We start from the raw sequence: 25,492 nt of genomic DNA, 5'->3' as shown, positions 1-25,492 counted from the left end.
CGGGGGAACGCGCGGATCAGTAAAGGTGGCCCATGTCCGGCCACATCTGCGACCACGGCTGCCGGTTGCCCTTGCAGATCCACACCTTCGTGCCCGCCACCGCGTTGCCCTTGCCCGCGGTCGTCGCGGCCTCGCGCACGTCGCTGAACCGCTTGAGCAGCTCCTCGCGGTCCGAGCCCACGAAGATCGTGGTGGTGGCGTCGTCCGACGGCCCGCCGAAGTACCAGTAACCGCGGTGGGCGCTGTAGACCTTCGGCAGGTCCTCGCCGCGGCCGAGGTGCTCCAGCGCGCCGGCCTCGGTGTAGTACTCGGTGACGATCGCGGCGTGCTCGCGCTCACCGGCCGGCACCGACTGCGTGGCCTTCTCCACCGCCGTCACCAGGTCGTCCCAGCCGACCGTCTCCGCGGCCTGCGGGTTGTTGTCCGTGCCGGCCACCGGGGGGTCGTCGTCCGAGCGCGGCAGGACCGGCAGCGAGGTCACGATCGACAGCGCGGCGACCAGCCCGAAGACCGGCCAGCTCACCGCCCAGCGCCACCACTTCGCGGGCGTTCCGCGCTGCATCCGCACCGCGCCCGCCGCCCACAGCAGGGGGAAGAGCCCCGCCACGTAGGTCGGCCGGCCGCCGGTCACGAGGAAGAAGACGAACAGGCCGACGAAGCTCCAGCCCAGGAACCGGTACGGCCGCAGGTCCGGCGACCGCAGCAGCTGCCACAGACCGTGGGCCGACAGCACCACCAGCAGCAGACCGGCCAGGAACAGCGCGACCCCCACGTACGCCACGGGACCCGCGCTCTCCCGCCGGAACACGTCGGCCATGTGCAGCTGCGGCCAGCCGTGGTCGGCCTGCCACAGCAGCCCCGGTATCACGGTCGCGAACACGACCGCCGCGCCCACCCACAGCATCGGGCGGCGCAGCAGCCGCCGCGGACCGACGGCCAGGGCGCTGATCCCGACCGCGACCCAGAGGAAGACGATCGAGTACTTGGCCTGCATGGACACCACGGAGACCAGGGCGATCCACAGCAGCAGCCTGTCGTCCTGCCGGCGGACCCAGGCCACCAGCAGCCAGGTCACCGCGGTCCACGCGAAGAGGTCGACGGTCGACGCCGACAGCGCATGGCCGACGATCATGACGAGCGGCACCGCCGCCCAGGCGACCGCGGTGCGCAGCTGCGCCTTCGTCTCGCCGCCGAGTTCACGGGCGATCAGCGCCGCGAACAGCGTGCCGGTGGCCGCGAGGATCGTCGAGGGCAGCCGCAGGCCCACCAGCGAGCCGCCGAACAGGCTGTCCATGGCGCCGGCCAGCAGCGGCAGCAGCGGCGGATTGTCGGCGTAGCCCCAGCTCAGGTGCTCACTGGCACCCAGGAAGTACAGCTCGTCGCCCTGGTAGCCCCAGCGGCCGCTGGTGGCCAGCAGCAGCAGGCCGAGCACCGCTGCGACGGCGGTCACGGGCTTCCACGCCAGGGGCGGCAGTCCCGACGCGGCCTCGGCCTGCGCGGGGTCGTCCGGCTGCCCCTCCGTGGGGAGCGACTTCCCCGTTGGTCGCGATGTCGTGGTCACGGACTCCTCCACCTGCAGCGGTTTGCGGTGAGCGCGCCGGCCGCCGGACGGGGCGTGCCGAGACATGGCCGAATCCGGAAGGGGCGCCCGGTACTTGAGCCCCGAGCGTAGGTCGTACCTTGTCCGGGAAGCGACCATCTCACCTGCAAAGACATCGGTTTAGGGGTGCGTAGGGGCGGGGGTGCGACCATGACGAAAGTCGTGCCCGACCGAACTTTGGTCGTCTTTGATCACGACCTTGGGGACTGGTGCGCCGCTCGGCGGCCGGGCGAGAATTTCATCAGATCCGGACAGCGATGCGAGCCGCAGCGCCTGTGGACACCGGGCGATCAGCAAGCCGGCGGGAGCGGTTTCCGTACGGCGGGCGGATCCCGGGGTTCAGATGGGCCTACGCCGCTCGGTGGCCCCAGGTCATCGTCCTCGACCGGATGACGAAAGAGGGGATGGCGCAAGGGTGGCCGGCCGGTTCGGCCCGATTGACGCGTCTACCGACCCACAGGCATGGAAGGCTTTTGGAATGAAGAAGAAGACTATCGATCTGCTGCAGTTCGCCACCCTCGTCATCGGCGCCTGGTTCGGGATCATCCCGGTCATCTTCAAGATCGTCGGCAACCACACCAAGGGTGCCTTCCTGCCGCTGTACCTGCCGGACCCGGCCTCGATGATCGTCGCCGGCGTGGTCTCGGTCGTCTCCCTGGTCATGATCTTCGCCTTGGACAAGACGAAGCGCAACGCCACCTGACCGGCCGGGCCGCCCAGGTTCCCCCGGCCTGGGGCGGCCCGGCCCAGCGCTGCACGCCATCGGACACGGTCCGACGGCGTGCAGCGCCGTTGTCGTGACACGGTGGGAAAGCCGGGTCACGACGCGCGAGGATCCGGGGAAGACGGGCATGGACGGAAAGGCCGGAACGATGCGGGAATCCGCGGTACACAACACAACAGGGCGGCACGGGCCCGCTCCGGACACGGCGGGCACGGCGCCCGCGGCCCCGCGGCTACGGCCGCCGGCCCACCCGGTCGACCCGCGCGCCATCACCTGGTGGACGTGGCAGGCGGTGCTCACCGTCCTGGGGTTCCTGGCCTGTGTGGCGGGCCTGGAGCTGTGGCTCTGGAAGAAGACGCCGCTGCCGCTGTCCGTGGGCGTCATCGCGCTGTCGCTGCTGCTGTCGGTGGCCTACGTACTGATCGTGCCCAGCTGGCGCTTCCGCGTGCACCGCTGGGAGACCACCGGCGAGGCGGTCTACACCGCCTCCGGCTGGCTGTGGCAGGTGTGGCGCGTCGCCCCCATGTCCCGCATCCAGACCGTCGACACCGCCCGCGGCCCCCTCCAGCAGATGCTCGGCCTCGCCACCGTCGTCGTCACCACCGCCTCCGCCGCGGGGCCCGTGCGCATCCACGGCCTCAGCCACGACCTCGCCAAGGAGGTCGTGGACCACCTCACCGCGACCACCCAGGCCACCCAGGGCGCCGACGGGGACGCGACGTGAACCGCCCCGCCGGCACCCACCGGCCCGACGCCCCCGCCACCGGCGAACAGCCCGCCGGCCCCGCCGCCCCCCGGGAGAGCGGCCCGCCCTGGCGCCGGCTCGACAACAGGCTCCTGCTCGTCCAGCTCAAGTGGCTGATCCCGCCCGCGCTGTCCACCGCCTTCTACGCGATGATCACCCTCGGCCGCCTCGACAGCGCCGCCTTCATCCGCCTCGGCCTGCTCACCGGCGTCTTCCTGATGCTCATGCTGTGGCGGCTCGTGCAACTGCTCACCACCCGCTACCGCGTCGCCGGCGACCTCCTGGAAGTGCACACCGGACTCGTCGGCCGCCGCCACCGCTCGATCCCCTGCGACCGGATACGCGGCGTCGACATCACCGCCGACCCCTTCCACCGCGTCTTCGGCCTGGTCGTCGTCAAGATCACCACCGCCCAGCGCGGCGGCGGCGACAACGGCGACACCCAGCTCGAAGCCCTGCGCAAGGACGAGGCCCACGAACTGCGCCGCGTCCTGCTGCGCCGCGCCGCCACCTCCGCCACCACCACGGCCGACGACGACGGGACCATCGCCCGGATGGACTGGGCGTGGGTGCGCTACATGCCCCTCACCTGCTGGGGCGTCCTCGGCATCGCCATCCTCTTCGGCATGGCCCTCCGCCTCCTCGACGGCTTCGGCGTCAAACCCGAGAAGGTGCTCCACACCCTCGTCCACCTCCTCGGCACGGACCTGCTGTGGCAGACCATCGTCGTCGGCACCGTCGCCGTCCTCGCCATCGGCACGCTCGCCGCCGTCGCCATGTCCGCGGAGGAATGGTGGGGTTACCGCTTCGAGCGCGACGACGACGGCAACCTGGCCGTCAACCGCGGTCTGCTGACCACCCGTTCCCTCTCCATCGACGCCTGCCGGATGCGCGGCATCGAGATCGCCGAACCCCTGCTGCTGCGCCTGGGCGGCGGCGCGCAGGTCGCGGCCGTGGCCACCGGCCTCGACAAGGCGGACGACTCGGAGGTCACCAAGCTCAAGACCCTCACCCCCGGAATCCCGCGCGCCCTGGCCGACGACATCGCCGCCACCGTCGCCGGTGAACAGCCGTCCCCCACCACCGTCCCGCTGACGGCCCACCCCCGCGCCGCCCTGCGCCGCCGCCACACCCGTGCGGCGCTCACCGTGCTCGGCACGTGCGCGGTGCCCGCGGTGCTCGGCCTCTTCCTCACCCCCGTGCTGTTGCACATCGCGTGGATCTCCGCGCTGGTCCTGCTGCCCCTGGGGGCGTGGCTGGCCACCGACGCCTACCGCGCGCTCGGGCACACCGTCCGCGGCCGCCACCTCATCACCCGGTACGGCACGTTCAAGCGGCGGACCGTGGCCCTGCAGCGCGACAGCGTGATCGGCTGGAAGATCGTCCGTTCGCCCACCCAGCGCTGGGCGGGCCTGGCCACGGTCATGGCGACCACGGCGGCCGGCAAGGAAGGCGCCTACCCCGTCTACGACGTCCAGCTCGGCGAGGGTCTGGCCTTCGCCGACGAGGCGGTGCCGCACCTCCTCGCCCCCTTCCTCGACCGGGGCTGACCGCCCGCCGCGCGGGAACACGCGAAGGCCCCCGGAACCCGAGTGGGTTCCGGGGGCCTTCGACGACCGGGGCGGCGGGCCGGCTCAGCTGCCCGAGAGCTTGCGGTAACGGCGGACGGTCAGCGGGACGAACACCGCCAGCAGCCCCAGGCACCACAGCGTGCAGTACAGCGCGGAGTTGTGCGCGGCCCAGCTCGAACCCTTGGGGAAGTCCTCCGGGTAGGGGTTGCCGAACAGGTCGCGGATCGTGTCGCACAGCGCGGTCAGCGGGCTCCACTCGGCGATGAACTTGAACGGCTGGAGCATGTACTGGCTGCCCACCAGCGCCGACGACATGAAGGTGAACGGGAACACCCAGATGATGCCGGCGCTCTGCGCCAGCTCGACGCGACGGCACAGCAGCCCGATGTAGGCGCCGGCCCAGGAGATCGCGAAGGCGAACAGCAGCAGCAGGCCGTAGGCGCCGATGGCCGAGAAGACGTCCGTCCGCACGCGCCAGCCGATGAGCAGCCCGCACAGCGACAGGATGGCGAGGTTCATCGCCGTGGCGAACAGGTCCGAACTCGTCCGCCCGAAGAGCACGGCCGCACGGGAGATGGGCAGGGACCGGAACCGGTCGACGATGCCCTTCTCCATGTCGTAGGCGAGGCCGACCGTGGTGTAGATGTTCACGAACACCGCGTTCTGGCCCAGCATGCCCGGGATGAGGTACTCGGGATAGGCCGCGCCCAGCCCACCGCCGATCACGAACGCGAACAGCACGACGAACATGATGGACGTGCACAAGTGGGATATCAGGGCGCCGGGTTCCCGCCAGATGTGCAGCAGGTTGCGCCTGGTGATGATCGTGCTGCTACGGACAGCCTCGGCTACGTTGCTCACAACACCTTCTCGGGAATTCGGGCCGGGACGGACAACTCAGACGGACCACTCAGGCGACGGGCTGCGGCGCACGCGACGCGTCCTGCTCGCTCTTGCCGGTCAGGGACAAGAAGACATCGTCCAGCGAGGGCCGCTGCAGACCGATGTCCACCAGCTCGATGCCCTCGGCCTCCAGCCGCTGGATGGCGGCCATCAGCGCCTTGACCCCGGTGGTCACGGTGACCGTCGCCGCACGGGAGGACTCCTCCACCGAGGGCGCGGCCGTACCGACCTCGGCGAGGACGGACTTCAGCCTGGGCAGATCCGCCGGATCGGCCACCACGGCCTTGATCTTGTCGGCGCCGATCTGCGTCTTGAGCCGGTCGGCGGTGTCGTGCGCGATGACCCTGCCGTGGTCGATCACGGCGATCGAGTCGGCCAAGTGGTCGGCCTCCTCCAGGTACTGGGTGGTCAGCAGCACGGACGTGCCGTCGCTGACCAGCTCGCCGACCTGCTCCCAGGTGTCCAGCCGGCCCCGCGGGTCGAGACCCGTCGTCGGCTCGTCCAGCACCACCACGGCGGGGTTGCCCACCAGTGCGCTCGCCAGGTCGAGACGGCGCCGCATGCCACCGGAGTACGTCTTCGGCGGCCGGCTCGCGGCGTGCCGCAGACCGAACCGGTCGACGAGCTGGTTGGCCCGCTCCACCGAGTCCGCCTTGGACAGTCCGCTCAGCCGCGCGAACATGACCACGTTCTCGTAGCCGGTCAGGCTCTCGTCGACCGCCGTGAACTGGCCGGACAGCCCGATCGACTGGCGAACCTTGTGGGGCTCGGCCAGCACGTCGTGGCCGTTGACCCAGGCGCGGCCGCCGTCGGGCCGCAACAGGGTCGCGAGGACCCGTACGCTCGTCGTCTTGCCCGCACCGTTGGGGCCGAGCAACCCGAGCACCTTGCCCGCGGGCAGCTCCAGATCGACGCCGTCGAGCGCGCGGACGGAGCCGAAGTTCTTGACGAGCCCCTCGGCCCGAAGGGCCGTACGTGACGTGGAAACGGTCATTTTCACCCCGGTAACCGGTGGAAGTTTCGGGCGCCGGGCATAATCGGCTCACACTCGCGCAGAATATTCAGCGAAATCCCCAAGCCCGGCCGCCTGGTTCGCGTTCCGGCGAAGCGTAGCGTACCGACCGGTGGCGACGGTGGAATTGCCTTCCCCCGGCACCCGGGCGACACTCGACGGCAGCACCGGCAATTCCGCTTCGCCGACCCGACCCGGCACACCATCACTGACCTGCTGCGCAGTCAAGTCCCCGGCCACCCACCGGCAGTCGTCCCACCGCGACGCGCACCCGCCACCCACACCATCGCGCAGGCTTTAGCGCAGAAAGATAGGGGGGTTTAGGGGGTTCGTTAGGGGGAAGTGCGGCTACCGCCGGAGGTGCGGCCCTCTATATCTTCTCGGTAAATCCCCGACCGAATTGCGTACGGATTCGGCCCGCTGGTTTCCCTGGCGCGGGCGGCCGCGGTATCCGCATACGGAAAGCCGGACCCGGAACATCCGGGCCCGGCCGCACCGGCGAGGGCGGATCCACGAATTGTCGAGTGAGCGGAGCGCAATGACACACGGCCCTGACGAGCTCTCCTCCGATGCCCCCCAGGTGCCGTGGAGCACGCGCCTGCGCGAGCTCGGCCCGGACGAGCGCGAGAGGCTCCTGCTCGACCTCGTACGCACCGCCGTCACCGACGTCCTCGGCCTGGCCGGCCCGGGCGCGGTCGCCGAGGGACAGGCCTTCCACGAGCTCGGCCTCGACTCCCTGGCCGCGGTCAACCTGCACGCCCGGCTGACCGCCGACACCGGCCTGCGGCTGCCCGTCACCCTCGCCTTCGACCACCCCTCGCCCCGCGCGCTCGCCGCCCACCTGCTCGCCGAACTGCTCGGCACGAAGCCCGGCGACGACACCCCCGTCGCGGCCCTCGCCAGCGACGAGCCCGTCGCGATCGTCGGCATGGCCTGCCGCTTCCCCGGCGGCATCGCCTCCCCCGAACAGCTCTGGGAGCTGCTCGCCGAAGGCGGCGAGACCCTCGGCCGGCTGCCCGCCGACCGCGGCTGGGACCTCGACAACCTCTACGACCCCCACTCCGGCCGGCCCGGCACCACCTACGTGGACAAGGGCGGCTTCCTCGACGCCGCCCGCTTCGACGCCGGATTCTTCGGCGTCTCCCCGCGTGAGGCCCTGGCGATGGACCCGCAGCAGCGGGTCCTCCTGGAGACCTCCTGGGAGGCGTTCGAGCGCGCCGGCATCGACCCCACCACCCTGCGCGGCACCCGCACCGCCGTCTACGTCGGCGCCGAGGCCCAGGAGTACGGCCCCCGCATCGCCGCCGCCCCGGACGGCATGGAGGGCCACCTCGTCACCGGCACCGCCGGCAGTGTCGCCTCCGGCCGCATCGCCTACACCTTCGGGCTCGAGGGAGCGGCGGTGACCGTGGACACCGCGTGCTCGGCGTCCCTGGTCGCCCTCCACCAGGCCGCACAGGCGCTCAGGCTCGGCGAAGCCACCCTGGCGCTGGCGGGCGGCGTCGCCGTCATGTCCAGCCCCGGCGGCTTCGTCTCGTTCAGCCGCCAGCAGGGCCTGGCCGCCGACGGCCGCTGCAAGGCGTTCGCCGCCACGGCCGACGGCACCGGCTGGTCGGAAGGCGTCGGCCTGCTCGTCCTGGAACGGCTCTCGGACGCACGCCGCAACGGCCACCACGTCCTCGCGGTCGTCCGTGGCTCGGCCGTCAACCAGGACGGCGCGTCCAACGGCCTGACCGCCCCGAACGGCCCCTCCCAGCAGCGCGTCATCCGCCAGGCCCTCGCCAACGCCGGCCTGAAGCCGACCGACGTCGACGCCGTCGAGGCACACGGCACGGGCACCAAGCTCGGCGACCCCATCGAGGCCCAGGCCCTGCTGACCACGTACGGCCAGGAGCGCGAGGCCGGCAAGCCGCTATGGCTGGGCTCGCTGAAGTCCAACATCGGGCACACGCAGGCCGCCGCCGGCGTCGCCGGCGTCATCAAGATGGTCATGGCCATGCGCGCGGGCGTCCTGCCCCGGACCCTGCACGTCGACGAGCCCACCCCGCACGTCGACTGGTCCGCCGGCGCGGTGGAACTCCTCGCCGACGCGCAGCCGTGGCCGGAGACCGGCAGGCCCCGCCGCGCCGGCGTCTCGTCCTTCGGCTTCAGCGGCACCAACGCCCACGCCATCATCGAAGAGCCCCCGGCGGCCCCGGCGGCCGAGGAGGAAGCGCCGCTGCCCGACGCGGGTGACGTCACCGCGGACGTGGCCCCCGTGGTGCTGTCCGCGGCGAGCGACCACGGTCTGCGGGCCCGCGCCCGCGACCTCCACACCCGGCTCGCCGGCCACACGGACCTGTCCGCCGTCGACGTCGCCCGCTCGCTGGCCCCGGCCACGACCCGGAACCGGGGCGCGGAACGCGCCGCCGTCGTCGCCGGGAACATGACCGACCTGCTCGACGCGCTCGACGCCCTCGCCGACGGCCGGCCCACCGGCCGGACCCTGCGCGGACGCGCCCACACCGGCGACACGACGTTCGTCCTCCCGGCGGGCGAGGGATGGCGGCCGGCGACGGGGCGCGAACTGCGCGCCGCCTTCCCGCTGTACGCCCGGGCCTTCGACGAGGCGTGCGCTCACCTCGACCCCTACCTCGAACAGCCCCTGCGCGAGGTCCTGGCCGGCGACGCCGCACTGCTGGAGCAGCCTCTCCCGGCGGACTGCGCGGCGTTCGCCCACGGGGTCGCGCTGTACAGGCTCCTGCAGTCCTGGGGCCTGACACCGGACCGCGTCACCGGTTACGGGGTCGGCGAGCTCGCCGCCGCCCACGTCGCGGGCGTGCTGAAGCCGGCGGACGCGGCCGCTCTGGTCGTCGCCCACGGCCGCGCCCTGCCGCAGCCCGACCTGGGCTGGCTCATGGAACTGTGCACGTTCGCGGAGCCCGGGGTCCCGGTCCTGTCCGCGAGCACCGGCGCGGTCGAGGACGTCACCGACGGCGCGTACTGGAACCGGCGCCTGAGCGAGGACGGCCGCCGCCCCCTGGGCCTGGACCGGCTGCGGGAGAAGGACGCGGGCGGGGAGGACGAGGACCGCTTCGTCGACCTCGCCGGGTTGGCCGGCTTCGTCGGCTTCACCGACCCGGGCTCCGAGGACGCGGGTTCGGGAAGCGAGGTCGAGGGCCTGGTACGTCTCGTCGCCGCGCTGGACACCGACGGGTTCTCCCCGCGCTGGGAGGCGTTCTTCACCGGCTGGAACGCCCAGCTGGTCGACCTCGGAGACGCGGCGGAGGAAACCTGTCCGGTGCCGTGGGTGCTGTCGGGCAGGACCGAGGCGGCGCTGCGGGAGCAGGCCGAGCGGTTGCGGGCCCATGTGGTGTCGGCGGCTGAGCTGTCCGTGGTGGACGTGGCGTTCTCGCTGGCGACGACGCGTGCGGCGCTGGAACACCGCGCGGTCGTCGTGGCTGACGACGGTCCCGGGTTCGTCCGGGGGCTGGGCGCGCTGGCAGCCGGGAAGCCTGCGGCCGGTGTGTACGCGAGTGGCGCTGCTGCTGAGGAGCGCGCGATCGCGGTGTTGTTCTCGGGTCAGGGTTCGCAGCGTGCGGGCATGGGGCGGGAGTTGTACGAGGCGTTCCCGGTGTTCGCCGAGGCGTTGGACGCGGTGTGTGCCGAGTTCGACCGGGTGCTGGAGCGGCCTCTGCGTGAGGTGATGTTCGAGCAGGGTGAGGCGCTGGATCAGACTGGTTTCACTCAGCCTGGGCTGTTTGCGCTTGAGGTGGCCCTGTATCGGCTGGTCGAGTCGTGGGGTGTGCGTCCGGACTACGTGACGGGCCATTCCATTGGTGAGTTGGCTGCGGCTCATGTGGCGGGTGTGCTGTCGCTGGCCGACGCTGTGGCGCTGGTCGCTGCTCGTGGGCGTCTGATGCAGGCGCTGCCCACGGGTGGTGCGATGCTGGCCGTCGGTGCGGATGAGGCGACTGTGGCCGCGCACTTGGAGGGCCGTGAGGCCCAGGTGTCGATCGCCGCGGTCAACGGTCCGTCGTCCGTCGTCATCGCCGGTGACGAGGACGTGGTCACGGAGCTGGGCGAGACGTTCGCTCAGGCCGGTCACAAGACGCGTCGTCTCCGCGTGAGTCATGCGTTCCACTCGCCGCACATGGACGCGATGCTGGACGACTTCCGCCGCGTCGCCGAGGGGCTCACCTACGAGCAGCCCCGCATCCCGGTCGTCTCCAATCTGACCGGTCAGGCTGAGGACGCCGCCTCCGCCGACTACTGGGTCCGTCACGTCCGTGGCGCCGTCCGCTTCGGCGAGGGCGTGCGCTGGCTGGAGGACCAGGGCGTCTCCGTCTTCCTCGAACTCGGCCCCGACGCCGTCCTGTCCGGCATGGCACCGGAGTCCCTGACCGGTACGCCCCAGCTGATCCCCGCCCTCCGCAAGGACCGTCCCGAGCCGGAGGCCCTGGTCGCCGCGCTCGGCCGGCTCCACGTCGCCGGGGTCACCCCCGACTGGGCCGCGTTCTTCGCAGGGCGCGACGCCCGTCGCGTCGACCTGCCCACCTACGCCTTCCAGCAGGAGCGGTACTGGCTGAACCCGTCCGGCTCCAGCGACGTCGCGGCCGCCGGCCTGACCCCCGCCGAGCACCCCTTGCTGGGAGCCGTGGTGGACGTGCCGGACACCGGTGGTCTGCTGGTGACGGGGCAGCTGTCGACGGGGACGTTCGCCTGGCTCCGCGACCACGCCATCGGCGGGTCGGTGCTGCTGCCCGGAACGGCGTTCGTCGACATGGCGATCTGGGCCGGTGACCTCGCTGGCTGTGGACGGCTTGAGGAACTGACCCTGGAGGCGCCCCTGGTGGTGCCCGAGCGGAACTCCGTCGCCGTCCGCGTCGTGGTGGGCCCCGACGACGGCGACGGCGGGCGCTCCGTCGCGGTGTACTCCCGACCTGCGGACGCCCTCGGTGAGGAGCCCTGGGTCCGGCACGCCGACGGCCTGCTGGGGCAGACGGCCGAGCACACCGGTGACGACGGCTTCGCCTGGCCTCCCGCCGACGCCGTCCCCGCCGACCTCACCGGTTTCTACGAACGTCTGGACGAGAACGGCTACGGCTACGGGCCCGCGTTCCAGGGCCTGCGTGCCGCGTGGACGCGGGGCGAGGACGTCTACGTCGAGGTGGCGCTGCCGGAGGGCACGGAGCCCGAGCGGTTCGGCCTCCATCCCGCCCTGCTCGACGCGGTGCTCCACGGAACGGACCTGGCCGGCGGCGGGGAGTCCGCCGGGCCGCGCGTGCCCTTCGCCTGGTCCGGGGTGACGCTGCATGCCGCGGGCGCCGGCGTCGTACGGGCGTGGCTGCGGCCGGCCGGTACGGACGCGGTGGCGCTGGCCGTCGTCGACACCTCGGGGCGCCCGGTGCTGTCGGTCGACTCCCTGGTCTCCCGCGAACTGACTGTCGCGGCGCCCTCGTCGCCGGGTGCCGACTCGCTGTACCGCCTCGACTGGTCGCCTCTGGCGGCTCCCGCCGAGTCGCCCGGCACGGCGGGCTGGGCGCAGCTCGCAGACGTGGGCGTCAAGGAGCTGTCGTCCTACCCGGACCTGGCCGCGCTGCCGGCCGAGTCGCCCGCGGTGGTGCTCGCCGCCGTGTCCGGGGGCGAGGACGGGCCGGCCGGTGCGACGCACCGCGCCCTCGGCCTCGTACAGCAGTGGCTGGCCGACCCGCGCCACGACGCGTCCCGGCTGGTGGTCCTCACGCGCGGTGCGGTGAGCACCGGTGTGGAGGAGGACGTCACCGACCTGCCGGCCGCCGCCGTGTGGGGTCTGGTCGGCTCGGCACAGGCGGAGAACCCCGACCGGTTCGTGCTCGTCGACCTCGACGCGCCCCCCGGCGACGCTCCGGAGCTGCTGGCCGCGGCCGTGGCGTCCGGAGAGCCGAAGGTCGCCGTGCGCGGCGGGCGGCTCCGGGTGCCCAGGCTGGCGCGGGCCTCGGCGGGCGTGGGCCTGCTGCCCCCCGCCGACGGCTCCGCCTGGCGCGTCGACTCGCGCGAGCGCGGCACGCTCGACGCCGTCGAGATCATTCCGGCGCCGGAGGGCACGGCGGACCTCGCACCGGACCAGGTGCGGGTGGCGGTGCGTGCGGCCGGTGTGAACTTCCGTGACGTCCTGATCGCGCTCGGCATGTACCCCGGCGAGGCGATCATGGGTACGGAGGCCGCGGGCGTCGTCGTCGAGGTCGGTGCCGGGGTGACGGACCTCGCCCCGGGCGACCGGGTGTTCGGCGTCATCGACCGCTCCTTCGGCCCGCTCGCCGTGGTCGACCGGCCCTTCGTCGCCCCGATGCCCGAGGGCTGGTCCTACGAGCAGGCCGCCTCCACCCCGCTGGTCTTCCTGACCGCCTACTTCGGGCTGAGCGACCTGGGCGGACTGCGCTCGGGCGAGTCCGTTCTGGTGCACAGCGGCGCGGGCGGCGTCGGCATGGCCGCCATCCAGCTGGCGCGGCACCTGGGCGCGGAGGTCTTCGCGACCGCGAGCGAGGGCAAGTGGGACGTCCTGCGCTCACTGGGCCTGGACGACGACCACATCGCGTCGTCGCGGTCACTGGACTTCGAGGCGAAGTTCGCCGCCTCCACCGGCGGCCGCGGAGTGGACGTCGTACTGAACTCGCTCGCCCGGGAGTTCGTGGACGCCTCGCTGCGGCTGCTGCCGCGCGGCGGCCGGTTCCTGGAGATGGGCAAGACCGACATCCGTGAGCCCGCCGACGTGACCGGCGCGCACCCCGGCGTCGCGTACACGGTCTTCGACCTCATCGACGCCGGCCCCCAGCGGATCCAGGGCATGCTCGTCGAGCTGCTGGCCCTCTTCGGAACGGGGGCGCTCGTGCCCCTGCCCGTGCGGACCTGGGACGTGCGCCGGGCGCAGGACGCCTTCCGCTTCGTCAGCCAGGCCAAGCACGTGGGCAAGGTCGTGCTGACGATGCCGCGGACGCTGGACGCCGAGGGCACGGTGCTGGTCACCGGCGGTACGGGGACGCTGGGCGGCGTGCTGGCACGCCACCTGGTGGCCGAGCACGGCGTGCGGCATCTGGTGCTGACGAGCCGCAGCGGACGGGACGCCCGGGGAGCCGCGGAGCTTGAGGCCGAGCTGACCGGCCTCGGCGCCGAGGTGACGATCGCGGCCTGCGACGCGGCGGACCGTGCGGCGCTGGCCGCCGTGCTCGACGCGATCCCGGCGACGCGTCCGCTGACCGGTGTGGTGCACACGGCGGGTGTCCTCGACGACGCCACCGTCGGCTCGCTCACCCCCGAGCGGATCGACTCGGTCTTCCGGCCCAAGGCGGACGCGGCTCTCGCCCTGCACGAGCTGACCCGCGACCGCGACCTGGCGATGTTCGTGATGTTCTCCTCGTCGGCGTCGGTCTTCGGCGACGCCGGCCAGGGCAACTACACCGCCGCCAACGGGCTCCTCAACGCCCTGGCCCAGCACCGCCGGGCGCACGGCCTGCCGGCCCAGGCCCTGGCGTGGGGCTTCTGGGAGCAGCGCAGCGCGCTCACCGCGCACCTGACCGACGCGGACGTGGACCGCATGGCACGTACGGGCACTGCCGCCCTGTCCACCGAGGACGGCCTGGCCCTGTTCGACGCCGCCGCGACCGTCGACGAGCCGCTGCTGGTGCCCATCAAGCTGAACACCCGGGCGCTGCGGGACCAGGGCCCGGCACTGCCCTCGGTCCTGCGCGGCCTCGTCCGCCCGGCCGTGCGCCGCGCGGCCGGCACGGGAGCGCAGGTCACCGGCGGCGGCCTCACCGAGCGGCTCGCCGGACTGAACCGCACCGAGCAGGACGAACTGCTGCTCGGCCTGGTGCGCGACACCGCGGCGGCCGTCCTCGGCCACGGCGGGGCGGAGTCGGTCGACGTCGGCCGCACCTTCCAGGAGCTGGGCTTCGACTCGCTCACCGCGGTCGAGTTCCGCAACCAGCTCTCCGCCGTCACCGGCGTGCGCCTGCCGAGCACCCTGATCTTCGACTACCCCAAGCCGGGAGCGCTGAGCGAGTACTTCGCGGCCCAGCTGCTGGGGGAGCGGGAGAAGGCGTCGGCCGCGGTGGCGGTGCTCGCCGACATCGACCGGCTCGACGCGGCGATCGGCGAGGTCGACCCGGAGGACGAGGCGGCGGCACAGATCGCCGTGCGCCTCCAGTCGGTTCTTTCACGGTGGAACACCCGGCACGGCACGGAAGCCGTGACGGACGCAGACGAACTGGAGTCGGCTTCCGCCGACGACCTGTTCGACATCATCCAGAACGAGTTCGGACGGTCTTGACATGAGGCCTGGGCAGATGGCGCAGATGGCGGATTCCGGAAAGCGAGTGGGGAACTGATGTCGAACGACGAGAAGCTCCTCGACAACCTCCGGTGGATGACCGCCGAGCTGCGGCGCACCCACCGTCGGGTGGCCGAGCTCGAGGAGGCGGAGCGCGAGCCCATCGCCATCGTCGGCATGAGCTGCCGCTACCCCGGTGGCATCAGCTCACCCGAGGACCTGTGGCGGGTCGTCGCCTCCGGCACGGACACGATCTCGCCGTTCCCGCTCGACCGCGGCTGGGACATCGACGGGATCTACGACTCCGTGCCCGACCTGCCCGGCTCCTCCCGGATGCGGGAGGGCGGCTTCGTCGAGGACGCCGACCGGTTCGACCCGGCGTTCTTCGGCATCTCCCCGCGCGAGGCCGTGGCCATGGACCCCCAGCAGCGCCTGCTGCTGGAGGTCGCCTGGGAGGCCGTGGAGCGTGCCGGCATCGACCCGGCCTCCCTGCACGGCAGCCGCACCGGCGTCTTCGCCGGCGCCATCCACGGTGACTACGGCACCTCCGTGCCCTCCGTGGCCGAGGACGTCAAGCCCTACCTGGTCAACGGCAACACCGACAGCGTCCTGTCGGGCCGTATCTCCTACTCGCTCGGCCTGGAAGGCCCCGCGGTCACCGTCGACACCGCCTGCTCGTCGTCCCTGGTCGCCCTGCACCTGGCCGCGCAGTCGCTGCGCCTGGGCGAGTGCACGCTGGCGCTCGCGGGCGGCGTGACCGTCATCTCCGTACCCGAGCTGTTCACCGAGTTCGCCCGGCAGCGCGGACTGGCGATGGACGGCCGCTGCAAGGCGTTCGCCGAGGCCGCGGACGGAACCAACTGGGGCGAGGGCGTCGGCCTCCTCGTCCTGGAGAAGCTCTCGGACGCCCAGCGCAACGGACACCGCGTGCTGGCCGTCGTGCGCGGCTCGGCCGTCAACCAGGACGGTGCGTCCAACGGCCTGACCGCCCCCAACGGACCGTCCCAGCAGCGTGTGATCCGCGCGGCCCTCGCTCAGGGCCGCCTGTCCACCGCCGACGTGGACGTGGTCGAGGCCCACGGCACAGGCACCAAGCTGGGCGACCCCATCGAGGCGCAGGCCCTGCTGGCCACCTACGGCCAGGACCGGCCGGAGGACCGGCCCCTGTGGCTCGGCTCCATCAAGTCCAACATCGGCCACACCCAGGCGGCGGCCGGTGTCGCGGGCGTCATCAAGATGGTCATGGCCATGCGGCACGGAACCCTGCCGCAGAGCCTCCACGTCGACGCCCCCTCGTCCCACGTCGACTGGTCGGCCGGTTCGGTCGAGCTGCTCACCGAGAACACCGCCTGGCCCGAGGCGGAGCGTCCGCGTCGTGCGGGCGTGTCGTCGTTCGGCATCAGCGGCACCAACGCGCACGTGATCCTGGAGCAGGCCCCGGAGCCGGAGCCCGCCGACGCCGCCCCGAGCGAACCCGCTGCGACGGTGGTGCCGTGGGTGCTGTCGGCGAAGTCCGACGAGGCCCTGCGCGCCCAGGCCGAGCGGCTGCTGGCCCACCTGGCCGAGCAGGACGGCACCGAGGCCGCGACGGCCGACGTGGGCCTGTCGCTGGCGACCTCCCGGGCGGCGCTGGAGCACCGCGCGGCGGTGGTCGGTGGTGACCTGGAGTCGCTGCGCGAGGGCCTGCACGCCCTCGCCACCGGAGCTGTGGCCACCAACGTCGTCAGCGGCGTCAGCCTCGGCGAAGGCGGCAAGGCCGCCTTCGTCTTCCCCGGTCAGGGTTCGCAGTGGGTCGGTATGGCTCGCGAGTTGATCGAGTCGTCGCCGGTGTTCGCGGAGCGGATGCGGGAGTGTGACGCGGCGCTGAGCGCGTTCGTCGACTGGTCGTTGTTCGACGTGCTGGGGGACGAGTCCGCCCTGGAGCGGGTGGACGTCGTCCAGCCGGTGTTGTTCGCGGTGATGGTGTCGCTGGCGGAGCTGTGGCGTTCGTTCGGTGTGAAGCCGGCTGCCGTGGTGGGTCATTCGCAGGGTGAGATCGCTGCGGCCTGTGTCGCGGGTGCGCTGTCGCTGGAGGACGCCGCGCGCGTTGTCGCTTTGCGGTCGAAGGCGATCCTGGCGCTGTCGGGTCTGGGTGGCATGGTGTCGGTGCCGTTGCCGGTGGAGCAGGTGCGGGAGCGGCTGACCGACGGCCTGTCGATCGCCGCTGTGAACGGACCCAAGTCCGTGGTGGTCTCCGGTGATGTGGCGGAGCTGGACGCTCTGCTTGCGGCGTGTGAGGCGGATGAGGTGCGTGCCCGCCGTATCCCGGTGGACTACGCTTCCCATTCGGCTCATGTCGAGGCGATTCGTGACGAGTTGCTGACGGTGCTGGCGGGGATCGCTCCGCGTGCGGCCGAGGTGCCGTTCTTCTCGACCGTCACCGCCGAGTGGTTGGACACCACCGGTCTGGACGCCGAGTACTGGTACACGAACCTGCGGCAGACCGTGCGCTTCGACGAGGCCACCCGCGCTCTCGCCGAGCAGGGCTTCCGTTTCTTCGTCGAGGCCAGCGCGCATCCCGTCCTGACGGTGGGCGTTCAGCAGACCCTCGACGACACCGGTGTCGACGCCGCCGTCCTGGGGACCCTGCGCCGCGACGACGGCGGACTCGACCGCTTCCTGCTGTCGCTGAGCGATGCCGACGTCCGGGGCGCCGCGATCGACCGGGCGGCCGTCTACCCTGGCGCCCGGACCGTCGACCTGCCCACCTACGCCTTCCAGCACCAGCGGTTCTGGATCGAGCCCGGTGCGGACGCCCCGGCCGCCGACGCGGTCGAGGCGCGCTTCTGGGACGCCGTCGAGCGCGGCGACCTCGACGCCGTCGCGGGCACCCTCGGCGTGTCCGGCGACAGCGGCCCGTCCCTGGGCGAACTGCTGCCCGTCCTGTCCTCGTGGCGGCGCCGCCGCCGTGACGAGGCCACCGTGGACGAATGGCGCTACCGGATCGGCTGGCAGCCGCTGCCCGACGCCCCGGCACCGTCGCTGTCCGGCACGACGTGGCTGCTGGTCGCACCCGCCGAACTCGCCGAGCACGCCGACCACGACGGCCGCGACGACTGGGCCGTAGGGGTCCGTGCCGCCCTCCAGCGCCACGGCGCCGACATCCGTACGCTCGTCGTGACCGACGCCGACCGTGCCGCGCTCGCCGAGGAGCTGCGCGGAACCGAGGCCGACCACGTCGTCTCGCTCCTCGGCCTCGACGGCCGTGCGCAGGCCGGACACGAGGGCGTGGCGCGACTGCTGGCCACCACCGCCCTGGTGCAGGCCCTCGGGGACGCGGGCGTCGACGCCCCGCTGCACGTCCTCACCCGCGGCGCGGTCTCGATCGGCCGTTCCGAGTCTCCGTCCGACCCGGCCCAGGCGCTGCTGTGGGGCTTCGGCAGGTCCGCCGCCCTGGAGCACCCCGAGCGCTGGGGCGGTCTCGTCGACCTGCCCGCCGGCGTGGACGAGCGGGCACAGAGCAGGCTCGTCGCCGTGCTCGCCGGTGCCGTACGCGACGACGAGGCCGCCGTGCGCGCCTCGGGCGTCCTCGGCCGGCGCCTCCAGCGCGCCGGCACGGACGGCGCGCCCCTCGCGGCGGGCTGGCAGCGGCGCGGCACCGTGCTCGTCACGGGAGGCACCGGCGCGCTCGGCGGCCACGCCGCCCACTGGCTCGCCGACCACGGAGCCGAGCACCTCCTGCTGATCAGCCGTCAGGGCATGGCGGCCGAGGGGGCGGCCGACCTGGCCGGCGAACTCGCCGCCAAGGGGACCGTCGTGACGGTCGCCGCCTGCGACGCCGCCGACCGGGAGGCGCTGCGGGACCTGCTGGCCGGCATCCCCGAGGAGTACCCCCTCACCGCCGTCGTCCACACCGCCGGCGTCGTCGACGACGGCGTCGTCACGGCACTGACCCCCGAGCGGTTCGCCTCCGTCCTGCGGCCCAAGCTGGACGCCGTGGAGAACCTGGACGAGCTGACGCGCGACCTCGACCTCACCGCGTTCGTGCTCTACTCGTCCTTCGCCGGCACGATCGGCAGCGCCGGACAGGCCAACTACGCCGCCGCGAACGCCTACCTCGACGCCGTCGCCGAGCGGCGCCGGCACGCGGGCCTGCCCGCCACCTCGCTCGCCTGGGGTGCCTGGGGCGGCATCGGCCTCGCGATGGAGACCACTGCCCGCCGTACGCTGCTCAGCAGCACCGGCATCCGGCCGATGGCGCCCGAGCGGGCCATGGCCGCCTTCGCCCGCGCCGTCGACCAGGCCGAGACGTTCCTCGCCGTGTCGGACGTGGACTGGTCCCGGTTCGCGGCCAACAACACCGGTGCGACGGAACGTCCGCTCTTCGCCGAGCTGATCGCCCCGGCGCCGGTGGAGACCGACGCCGCGTCCCAGGGCGGCGGCGACACGACACCGCTCGGACAGCGGCTGGCCGGCCTCACCGAGGCCGAACGCAAGCGGGAGGTCCTCGACCTCGTCCGCAACGCCGCGGCGGCCGTCCTCGGCCGCTCCTCGGCCGACACCATCGGCCGCGACCGCGCGTTCCGCGAGCTGGGCTTCGACTCGCTCACCGCGCTCGAGGTCCGCAACCGCATCGGCGCGCTCACCGGACTGCGCCTGCCCACCACCCTGGTCTTCGACCACCCCACGCCGGCAGCGCTCGCCGACCACCTCCTCGCCGGACTCGTCGACACCACCCCCACGGCACCCGTGCCGGCGACGACCGCGGCGGGTACCGACGAACCGATCGCGATCGTGGGCATGACCTGCCGCTTCCCCGGCGAGGTCCGCTCGCCGGAGGACCTCTGGCGGCTGGTGACCACCGGGACCGACGCCATGGGCGAGTTCCCGGCCGACCGCGGCTGGCGGCTCGACGCCCTCTTCGACACCGACCCCGACCAGGCAGGCAAGAGCTACATCTCCGAAGGCGCCTTCCTGCACGAGGCGACCAGGTTCGACCCGCTGTTCTTCGGCATCAGCCCGCGCGAAGCCGCGGCGATGGACCCGCAGCAGCGGCTCATGCTGGAGTCGGCCTGGGAGGTCTTCGAGCGGGCGGGCATCGACCCCACCTCGCTGCGCGGCCGCGACGTCGGCGTCTTCGCCGGCTCCAACGGCCAGGACTACCGCGAGAACATCGGTGACGCCCCCGAGGACAGCGAGGGCTACCTGCTCACCGGCAACTCGGCGAGCGTGCTCTCGGGCCGCATCTCGTACACCTTCGGTCTCGAAGGCCCGGCGGTCACCGTCGACACGGCCTGCTCGTCGTCCCTGGTGGCCCTGCACCTGGCCGTGCAGGCGCTGCGCAACGGCGAATGCTCGATGGCGCTGGCCGGCGGCGTGTCCATCATGTCGACGCCGGGCGCGTTCGTCGAGTTCAGCCGCCAGCGCGGCCTCGCCGCCGACGGCCGCTGCAAGCCCTTCGCCGAGGCGGCGGACGGCACCGGCTGGGGCGAGGGCGTCGGCCTGATCCTCGTCGAGCGCCTGTCCGACGCCCGTCGCAACGGTCACCAGGTGCTGGCGATCGTGCGCGGCTCCGCGGTCAACCAGGACGGCGTCTCGAACGGCCTGACGGCGCCGAACGGCCCGTCGCAGCAACGGGTGATCCGACAGGCGCTCGCCAACGCGCGGCTGACCACCTCCGACGTGGACGTCGTCGAGGCCCACGGCACGGGCACCACGCTGGGCGACCCGATCGAGGCGCAGGCGCTGCTGGCCACGTACGGGCAGGGCCGCGAGGCCGACCGGCCGCTGTGGCTGGGCTCGATCAAGTCGAACATCGGGCACACGCAGGCAGCCGCCGGCGTCGCGGGCATCATCAAGATGGTCATGGCGCTGCGCGAGGGCCTGCTCCCCGAGAGCCTCCACATCGACGCCCCGTCGTCCCACGTGGACTGGTCGGCCGGCGCCGTGGAACTGCTGACCGAGAACACGCCGTGGCCCCAGGTCGACCGGCCGCGGCGCGCGGGCGTGTCCTCCTTCGGCATCAGCGGCACCAACGCCCACATCATCGTGGAACAGGCCCCCGCCGAAGCGGCCGCTCCCGCGACGGTGGAACCGGCCGTGGGCCGGGGACCGGTGCCGTGGGTGCTGTCGGGCAGGACCGAGGCGGCGCTGCGGGAGCAGGCCGAGCGGTTGCGGGCCCATGTGGTGTCGGCGGCTGAGCTGTCCGTGGTGGACGTGGCGTTCTCGCTGGCGACGACGCGTGCGGCGCTGGAACACCGCGCGGTCGTCGTGGCTGACGACGGTCCCGGGTTCGTCCGGGGGCTGGGCGCGCTTGCGGCCGGGGCACCCGCGGCCGGTGTGCAGGCGGGCACCGCCGCGGACGAGCGTGCGGTGGCGGTGTTGTTCTCGGGTCAGGGTTCGCAGCGTGCGGGCATGGGGCGGGAGTTGTACGAGGCGTTCCCGGTGTTCGCCGAGGCGTTGGACGCGGTGTGTGCCGAGTTCGACCGGGTGCTGGAGCGGCCTCTGCGTGAGGTGATGTTCGAGCAGGGTGAGGCGCTGGATCAGACTGGTTTCACTCAGCCTGGGCTGTTTGCGCTTGAGGTGGCCCTGTATCGGCTGGTCGAGTCGTGGGGTGTGCGTCCGGACTACGTGACGGGCCATTCCATTGGTGAGTTGGCTGCGGCTCATGTGGCGGGTGTGCTGTCGCTGGCCGACGCTGTGGCGCTGGTCGCTGCTCGTGGGCGTCTGATGCAGGCGCTGCCCACGGGTGGTGCGATGCTGGCCGTCGGTGCGGATGAGGCGACTGTGGCCGCGCACTTGGAGGGCCGTGAGGCCCAGGTGTCGATCGCCGCGGTCAACGGTCCGTCGTCCGTCGTCATCGCCGGTGACGAGGACGTGGTCACGGAGCTGGGCGAGACGTTCGCTCAGGCCGGTCACAAGACGCGTCGTCTCCGCGTGAGTCATGCGTTCCACTCGCCGCACATGGACGCGATGCTGGACGACTTCCGCCGCGTCGCCGAGGGGCTCACCTACGAGCAGCCCCGCATCCCGGTCGTCTCCAATCTGACCGGTCAGGCTGAGGACGTCGCCTCCGCCGACTACTGGGTCCGTCACGTCCGTGGCGCCGTCCGCTTCGGCGAGGGCGTGCGCTGGCTGGAGGACCAGGGCGTCTCCGTCTTCCTCGAACTCGGCCCCGACGCCGTCCTGTCCGGCATGGCACCGGAGTCCCTGACCGGTACGCCCCAGCTGATCCCCGCCCTCCGCAAGGACCGTCCCGAGCCGGAGGCCCTGGTCGCCGCGCTCGGCCGGCTCCACGTCGCCGGGGTCACCCCCGACTGGGGCACCCTCTTCCCGGGTGCCAGGACCGTCGACCTGCCGACCTACGCCTTCCAGCACCAGCGCTACTGGCTCCAGGGCGCCCCGAAGCAGCAGTCGGCGGGTGCAGACCTCGGATTCGAGCAGGTCGGTCATCCGCTGCTCGCCACCGTCGTGCCGCTGGCCGGTGAGGACGGCTATCTGTTCAGCGGGCGGCTCTCGCTCGCCGAGCAGCCGTGGCTCGCCGGCGACGGCGACGCCGACACGGTGCTCGTTCCGGCGACCGCACTGCTCGACCTGGCCGTACGGGCCGCCGACCAGGCCGGCTGTGACCGGGTCGAGGAGCTGACGCTCGAAGCGCCGCTGGTGCTCTCCGGGGACGTCACCCTGCAACTCCAGCTCACCGTCGGCGCCCCCGACGAGTCCGGAGCCCGGCCACTGGCCGTCCACGCACGGGCCGACGGGCAGGAGTGGACGCGGCACGCGTCCGGCACCGTCATCCCCGCGCTCACCGGCGCCGGCCGGCAGGACCACGCCACGCCGTGGTCGTGGCTGCCCGAAGGAGCCGAGCCCGTGGATGCCGGGCTGCTCGCCGAGAAGCTCGGCGACCTGCCCGCCTACCCGCTGTCGACGTCCGTCTGGCGGTACGGGGACGAGCTCTACGCCGAGGTCGCCCTCGACGAGGACGAGACGGCCGCGGCCCGGCAGTTCGCCCTGCACCCGGCCTTGCTCGAAGGCGTGCTGCGCGCCGTGCACGTCGGCACCCTCGTCGACGCCGGCGAGGACGCCGAGGGCGAGGGTCTCGTACGGATGCCGTTCGCCTGGACGGGCGTGTCCGTGCGGGCCGTCGGCGCCACCGCGCTGCGGGCCCGGCTGACCCGGGCCCCCGGCGACGCCGTCTCGGTCGAGCTGAGGGACACCGCGGACGGCGCCGTCGCGTCCGTCGCGTCGCTGGCGTTCCGCCCGGTGCCCGCCGGGAAGCTGGTCGGCCGCACCGCCCACCACGACTCGCTGTTCCGGATCGACTGGGCGGGCGCGCCGTCGCCGGCGGCCGTGCCTTCCGGCCGGTGGGCCGTGCTCGGCGCGGACCCGCTCGGCATCGCCGGCCACCTGCGTGCGGGGGGCTTCGAGGCCGACGTCGTGCCCGACCTCGCCGCCCTGGCGAGCGGTGAGAGCCTGCCGGAAGCCGTGGTGCTCGACCTCTCCGGTTCCTCCTCCGGTGACCTGGCCGCCGCCGCGCACGGCGTGGCACGGCGGACTCTGGCCGCCCTTCAGGAGTGGACGGCCGACGACCGGTACGTCGGCACCCAGCTGGTGCTGCTGACCCGTGGAGCCGTCGCCGCCGGTGCGGACGACGAGGTCCACGACCCCGCGAGCGCTGTCGTGTGGGGGCTGGTCCGGTCGGCTCAGGTCGAGAACCCGGGCCGGTTCACGCTCGTCGACGTCGACGCGGCACAGGACTCGCTGCGGGCGGTGCCCGCGGCGGTCCTCTCCGGCGAACCGCAGGCGGCACTGCGCGCCGGCCGGCTGCTGCTGCCGAGGCTGGCCCGGGCCGTTCAGCCCGCGGCCGGCGAACGCCTCGGTCTCCGCCCGGAGGGCACCGTCCTCGTCACCGGCGGCACCGGCGGCATCGGCGCCGTGGTGGCACGCCACCTCGTCACCGAGCACGGCGTGCGGCACCTGCTGCTCGTCAGCCGGCGGGGCTCCGACGCCGACGGCGCGTCCAAGCTGTGCGAGGAACTGACCGGGCTGGGCGCGGACGTCACCGTGGCGGCCTGCGACGTGGCCGACCGCTCGGCGCTGGCCGACGTGCTCGGCGCCGTGCCGGACGAGCACCCGCTGACCGCGGTGGTGCACACCGCCGGCCTCCTCGCCGACGGCGTCGTCTCCTCGCTCACCCCGGAGCGGCTCGCCGAGGCACTGCGCCCCAAGGTCGACGGCGCGGTCCACCTCCACGAGCTGACCCGTGACGCGGATCTCACCGCCTTCGTGACGTTCTCCGCGGCCGCGGGGCTGCTCGGCAGCGCCGGGCAGGGCAACTACACCGCGGCCAACACCTTCCTCGACTCCTTCGCCCAGTACCGCCGCGCCCAGGGCCTGCCCGCCCAGTCACTGGCGTGGGGCCTGTGGGACCTGTCGGCCGGGATGGCCGGGGGCCTCACCGACGGCGACCGGCGTCGCATGCGCCGCGCGGGAGTCGTACCGATCTCCGCGGCGCAGGGCATGGCGCTGTTCGACGCGGCGACCGTCGCGGGCGCCGAGCCGGTGCTCGTGCCGGCCAGGCTCGACCTGGCGGCGCTGCGTGCCGTCGGGCCGGACGAGGAGGTGCCCGACCTGCTGCGCGGCCTGGTCCGCGTACCGGTGCGGCGAGCAGCCGCACCGGCCGCGACGGAGCAGCCCTCCGGCGCCGACCTGCGGTCGCGGCTCGCCGCGGCCCACGAGGGCGAGCGGCGGCACATCCTGTTGGACCTGGTCCGGGCCACCGCCGCGGCGGTCCTCGGCTTCGCGGACAAGAACGAGGTCGAGGCGCACCGGGGCTTCCTGGAACTGGGGCTGAACTCGCTGACCGCGGTCGAGCTGCGCAACAGGCTGGGGGCGGCTGCCGGACTGACCCTGCCCGTCACGGTCATGTTCGACCACCCGTCCGCCGGGGAGATGGCCGGATTCCTCGGTGAGCAACTGCTGCGCGACCAACGGCCGGAAGGCTCCCAGGCCACCGTCCACGGCGACCTCGACCGCATCGAGGCCTCGCTCGCGGGCGGTGTCCTCGACGAGCAGGAACGCGACGCCGTCACCGCGCGGCTGCAGGAGCTCCTGGCCAAGTTCGGGGACGGCAGTGGCGGCGGTGCGGGCCGCTCGGCCCTCGCCGACCAGCTCGCCGACGTCAGCGACGACGACCTGTTCGACATCATCGACAACGGCCTCGGCACCCTGGAATAAAGGAAAACCGTGGCACCCCGGCGTTGAATTGCAGGGGTAATCGCATCCGGCCCGTAGGGGGCTTCGCTACGGGGGACTAGGGGTTGTCCGGCAATTGGGACGATCAATACGCTCCCCAATTAGGGCCTGAGCTTGGGCTCTGAGTGCGACCACGTGAAGCACCTGCTCGCGGCAACCGCGGGACTTACGGAACGCGATTGCCGTGGTCGGGCCGGAAAAGCGGTCCATTGACCACGGGGCCTGGGGGGTGGCAGGTGATGAAAGCACGCAGCTCGCCATTGTGCACCGGGCGGCGGGGCCGTCAAGCACGCCGAATTCGACGTCCTTGACGGCCCCGCCGCGGCCCCTTTCAGGGAGGCCGCGACGGCGTACGGCCGGCTCCGGCGCCGGCCGACCCGCGGCCTCCTCCCGGGCTTCCACCGGCGGCCCGAACCC

Annotated in this window: 7 protein-coding genes and 1 pseudogene; 5 read left to right on the top strand and 3 right to left on the bottom strand. The window is 73.0% G+C overall.

Annotated features, from left to right (window positions below):
- Positions 1 to 16: 16 nt before the first annotated feature.
- On the bottom strand, positions 17 to 1,561 hold the full coding sequence (locus CYQ11_RS03565) for a glycosyltransferase family 39 protein (protein ID WP_146104644.1): 1,545 nt from the start codon (positions 1,559 to 1,561) through the stop codon (positions 17 to 19).
- 517 nt (positions 1,562 to 2,078) lie between these two features.
- Between CYQ11_RS03565 and CYQ11_RS03560 the strand changes: the two genes are divergently transcribed.
- The 3 genes from CYQ11_RS03560 (at position 2,079) to CYQ11_RS03550 (ending at position 4,619) form a co-directional block, all read left to right on the top strand.
- Positions 2,079 to 2,303, top strand: a complete 225-nt coding sequence (locus CYQ11_RS03560) for a hypothetical protein (protein WP_099198143.1) — start codon at positions 2,079 to 2,081, stop codon at positions 2,301 to 2,303.
- 148 nt (positions 2,304 to 2,451) lie between these two features.
- Positions 2,452 to 3,048 (top strand): PH domain-containing protein, encoded by a 597-nt coding sequence (locus CYQ11_RS03555; RefSeq protein ID WP_240003229.1) that lies wholly within the window; start codon positions 2,452 to 2,454, stop codon positions 3,046 to 3,048.
- On the top strand, positions 3,045 to 4,619 hold the full coding sequence (locus tag CYQ11_RS03550; protein WP_099198142.1) for a PH domain-containing protein: 1,575 nt from the start codon (positions 3,045 to 3,047) through the stop codon (positions 4,617 to 4,619). The genes CYQ11_RS03555 and CYQ11_RS03550 overlap by 4 nt, the downstream gene beginning before the upstream one ends.
- Before the next feature lie 84 nt (positions 4,620 to 4,703).
- Here the strand turns inward: CYQ11_RS03550 and CYQ11_RS03545 are convergent, their stop codons facing one another.
- Positions 4,704 to 5,501 carry an ABC transporter permease gene (locus CYQ11_RS03545; protein ID WP_099198141.1) on the bottom strand — a complete coding sequence of 266 codons (798 nt, stop codon included), beginning with the start codon at positions 5,499 to 5,501 and terminating at the stop codon, positions 4,704 to 4,706.
- A 49-nt stretch (positions 5,502 to 5,550) separates the two neighbouring features.
- A complete protein-coding gene (locus tag CYQ11_RS03540; protein WP_099198140.1) occupies positions 5,551 to 6,537 on the bottom strand; it encodes an ATP-binding cassette domain-containing protein in 987 nt (328 codons plus the stop codon).
- A gap of 613 nt (positions 6,538 to 7,150) precedes the next feature.
- Here CYQ11_RS03540 and CYQ11_RS30855 point away from each other — a divergent pair.
- Together CYQ11_RS30855 and CYQ11_RS03530 are read left to right on the top strand one after the other, a co-directional pair.
- A pseudogene (locus tag CYQ11_RS30855) lies at positions 7,151 to 14,842 on the top strand (SDR family NAD(P)-dependent oxidoreductase); the annotation flags it as partial.
- A 57-nt stretch (positions 14,843 to 14,899) separates the two neighbouring features.
- Positions 14,900 to 25,057 (top strand): type I polyketide synthase, encoded by a 10,158-nt coding sequence (locus tag CYQ11_RS03530; protein WP_104650953.1) that lies wholly within the window; start codon positions 14,900 to 14,902, stop codon positions 25,055 to 25,057.
- Positions 25,058 to 25,492 lie beyond the last annotated feature (435 nt).

The organism is Streptomyces cinnamoneus, from assembly GCF_002939475.1.
GTDB classification, from domain to species: domain Bacteria; phylum Actinomycetota; class Actinomycetes; order Streptomycetales; family Streptomycetaceae; genus Streptomyces; species Streptomyces cinnamoneus_A.
The sequence above is the reverse complement of the archived record's forward strand: the minus strand, read 5'-3'. Positions and strand labels throughout refer to the sequence as shown.

What these genes read in the sequence shown, in the direction of transcription:
- CYQ11_RS03560 (WP_099198143.1), top strand. Translation starts at nt 2,079, where the DNA reads ATGAAGAAGAAGACTATCGATCTGCTGCAGTTCGCCACCCTCGTCATC.
- CYQ11_RS03555 (WP_240003229.1), top strand. Translation starts at nt 2,452, where the DNA reads ATGGACGGAAAGGCCGGAACGATGCGGGAATCCGCGGTACACAACACA.
- CYQ11_RS03540 (WP_099198140.1), bottom strand. Translation starts at nt 6,537, where the DNA reads ATGACCGTTTCCACGTCACGTACGGCCCTTCGGGCCGAGGGGCTCGTC.
- CYQ11_RS03530 (WP_104650953.1), top strand. Translation starts at nt 14,900, where the DNA reads ATGTCGAACGACGAGAAGCTCCTCGACAACCTCCGGTGGATGACCGCC.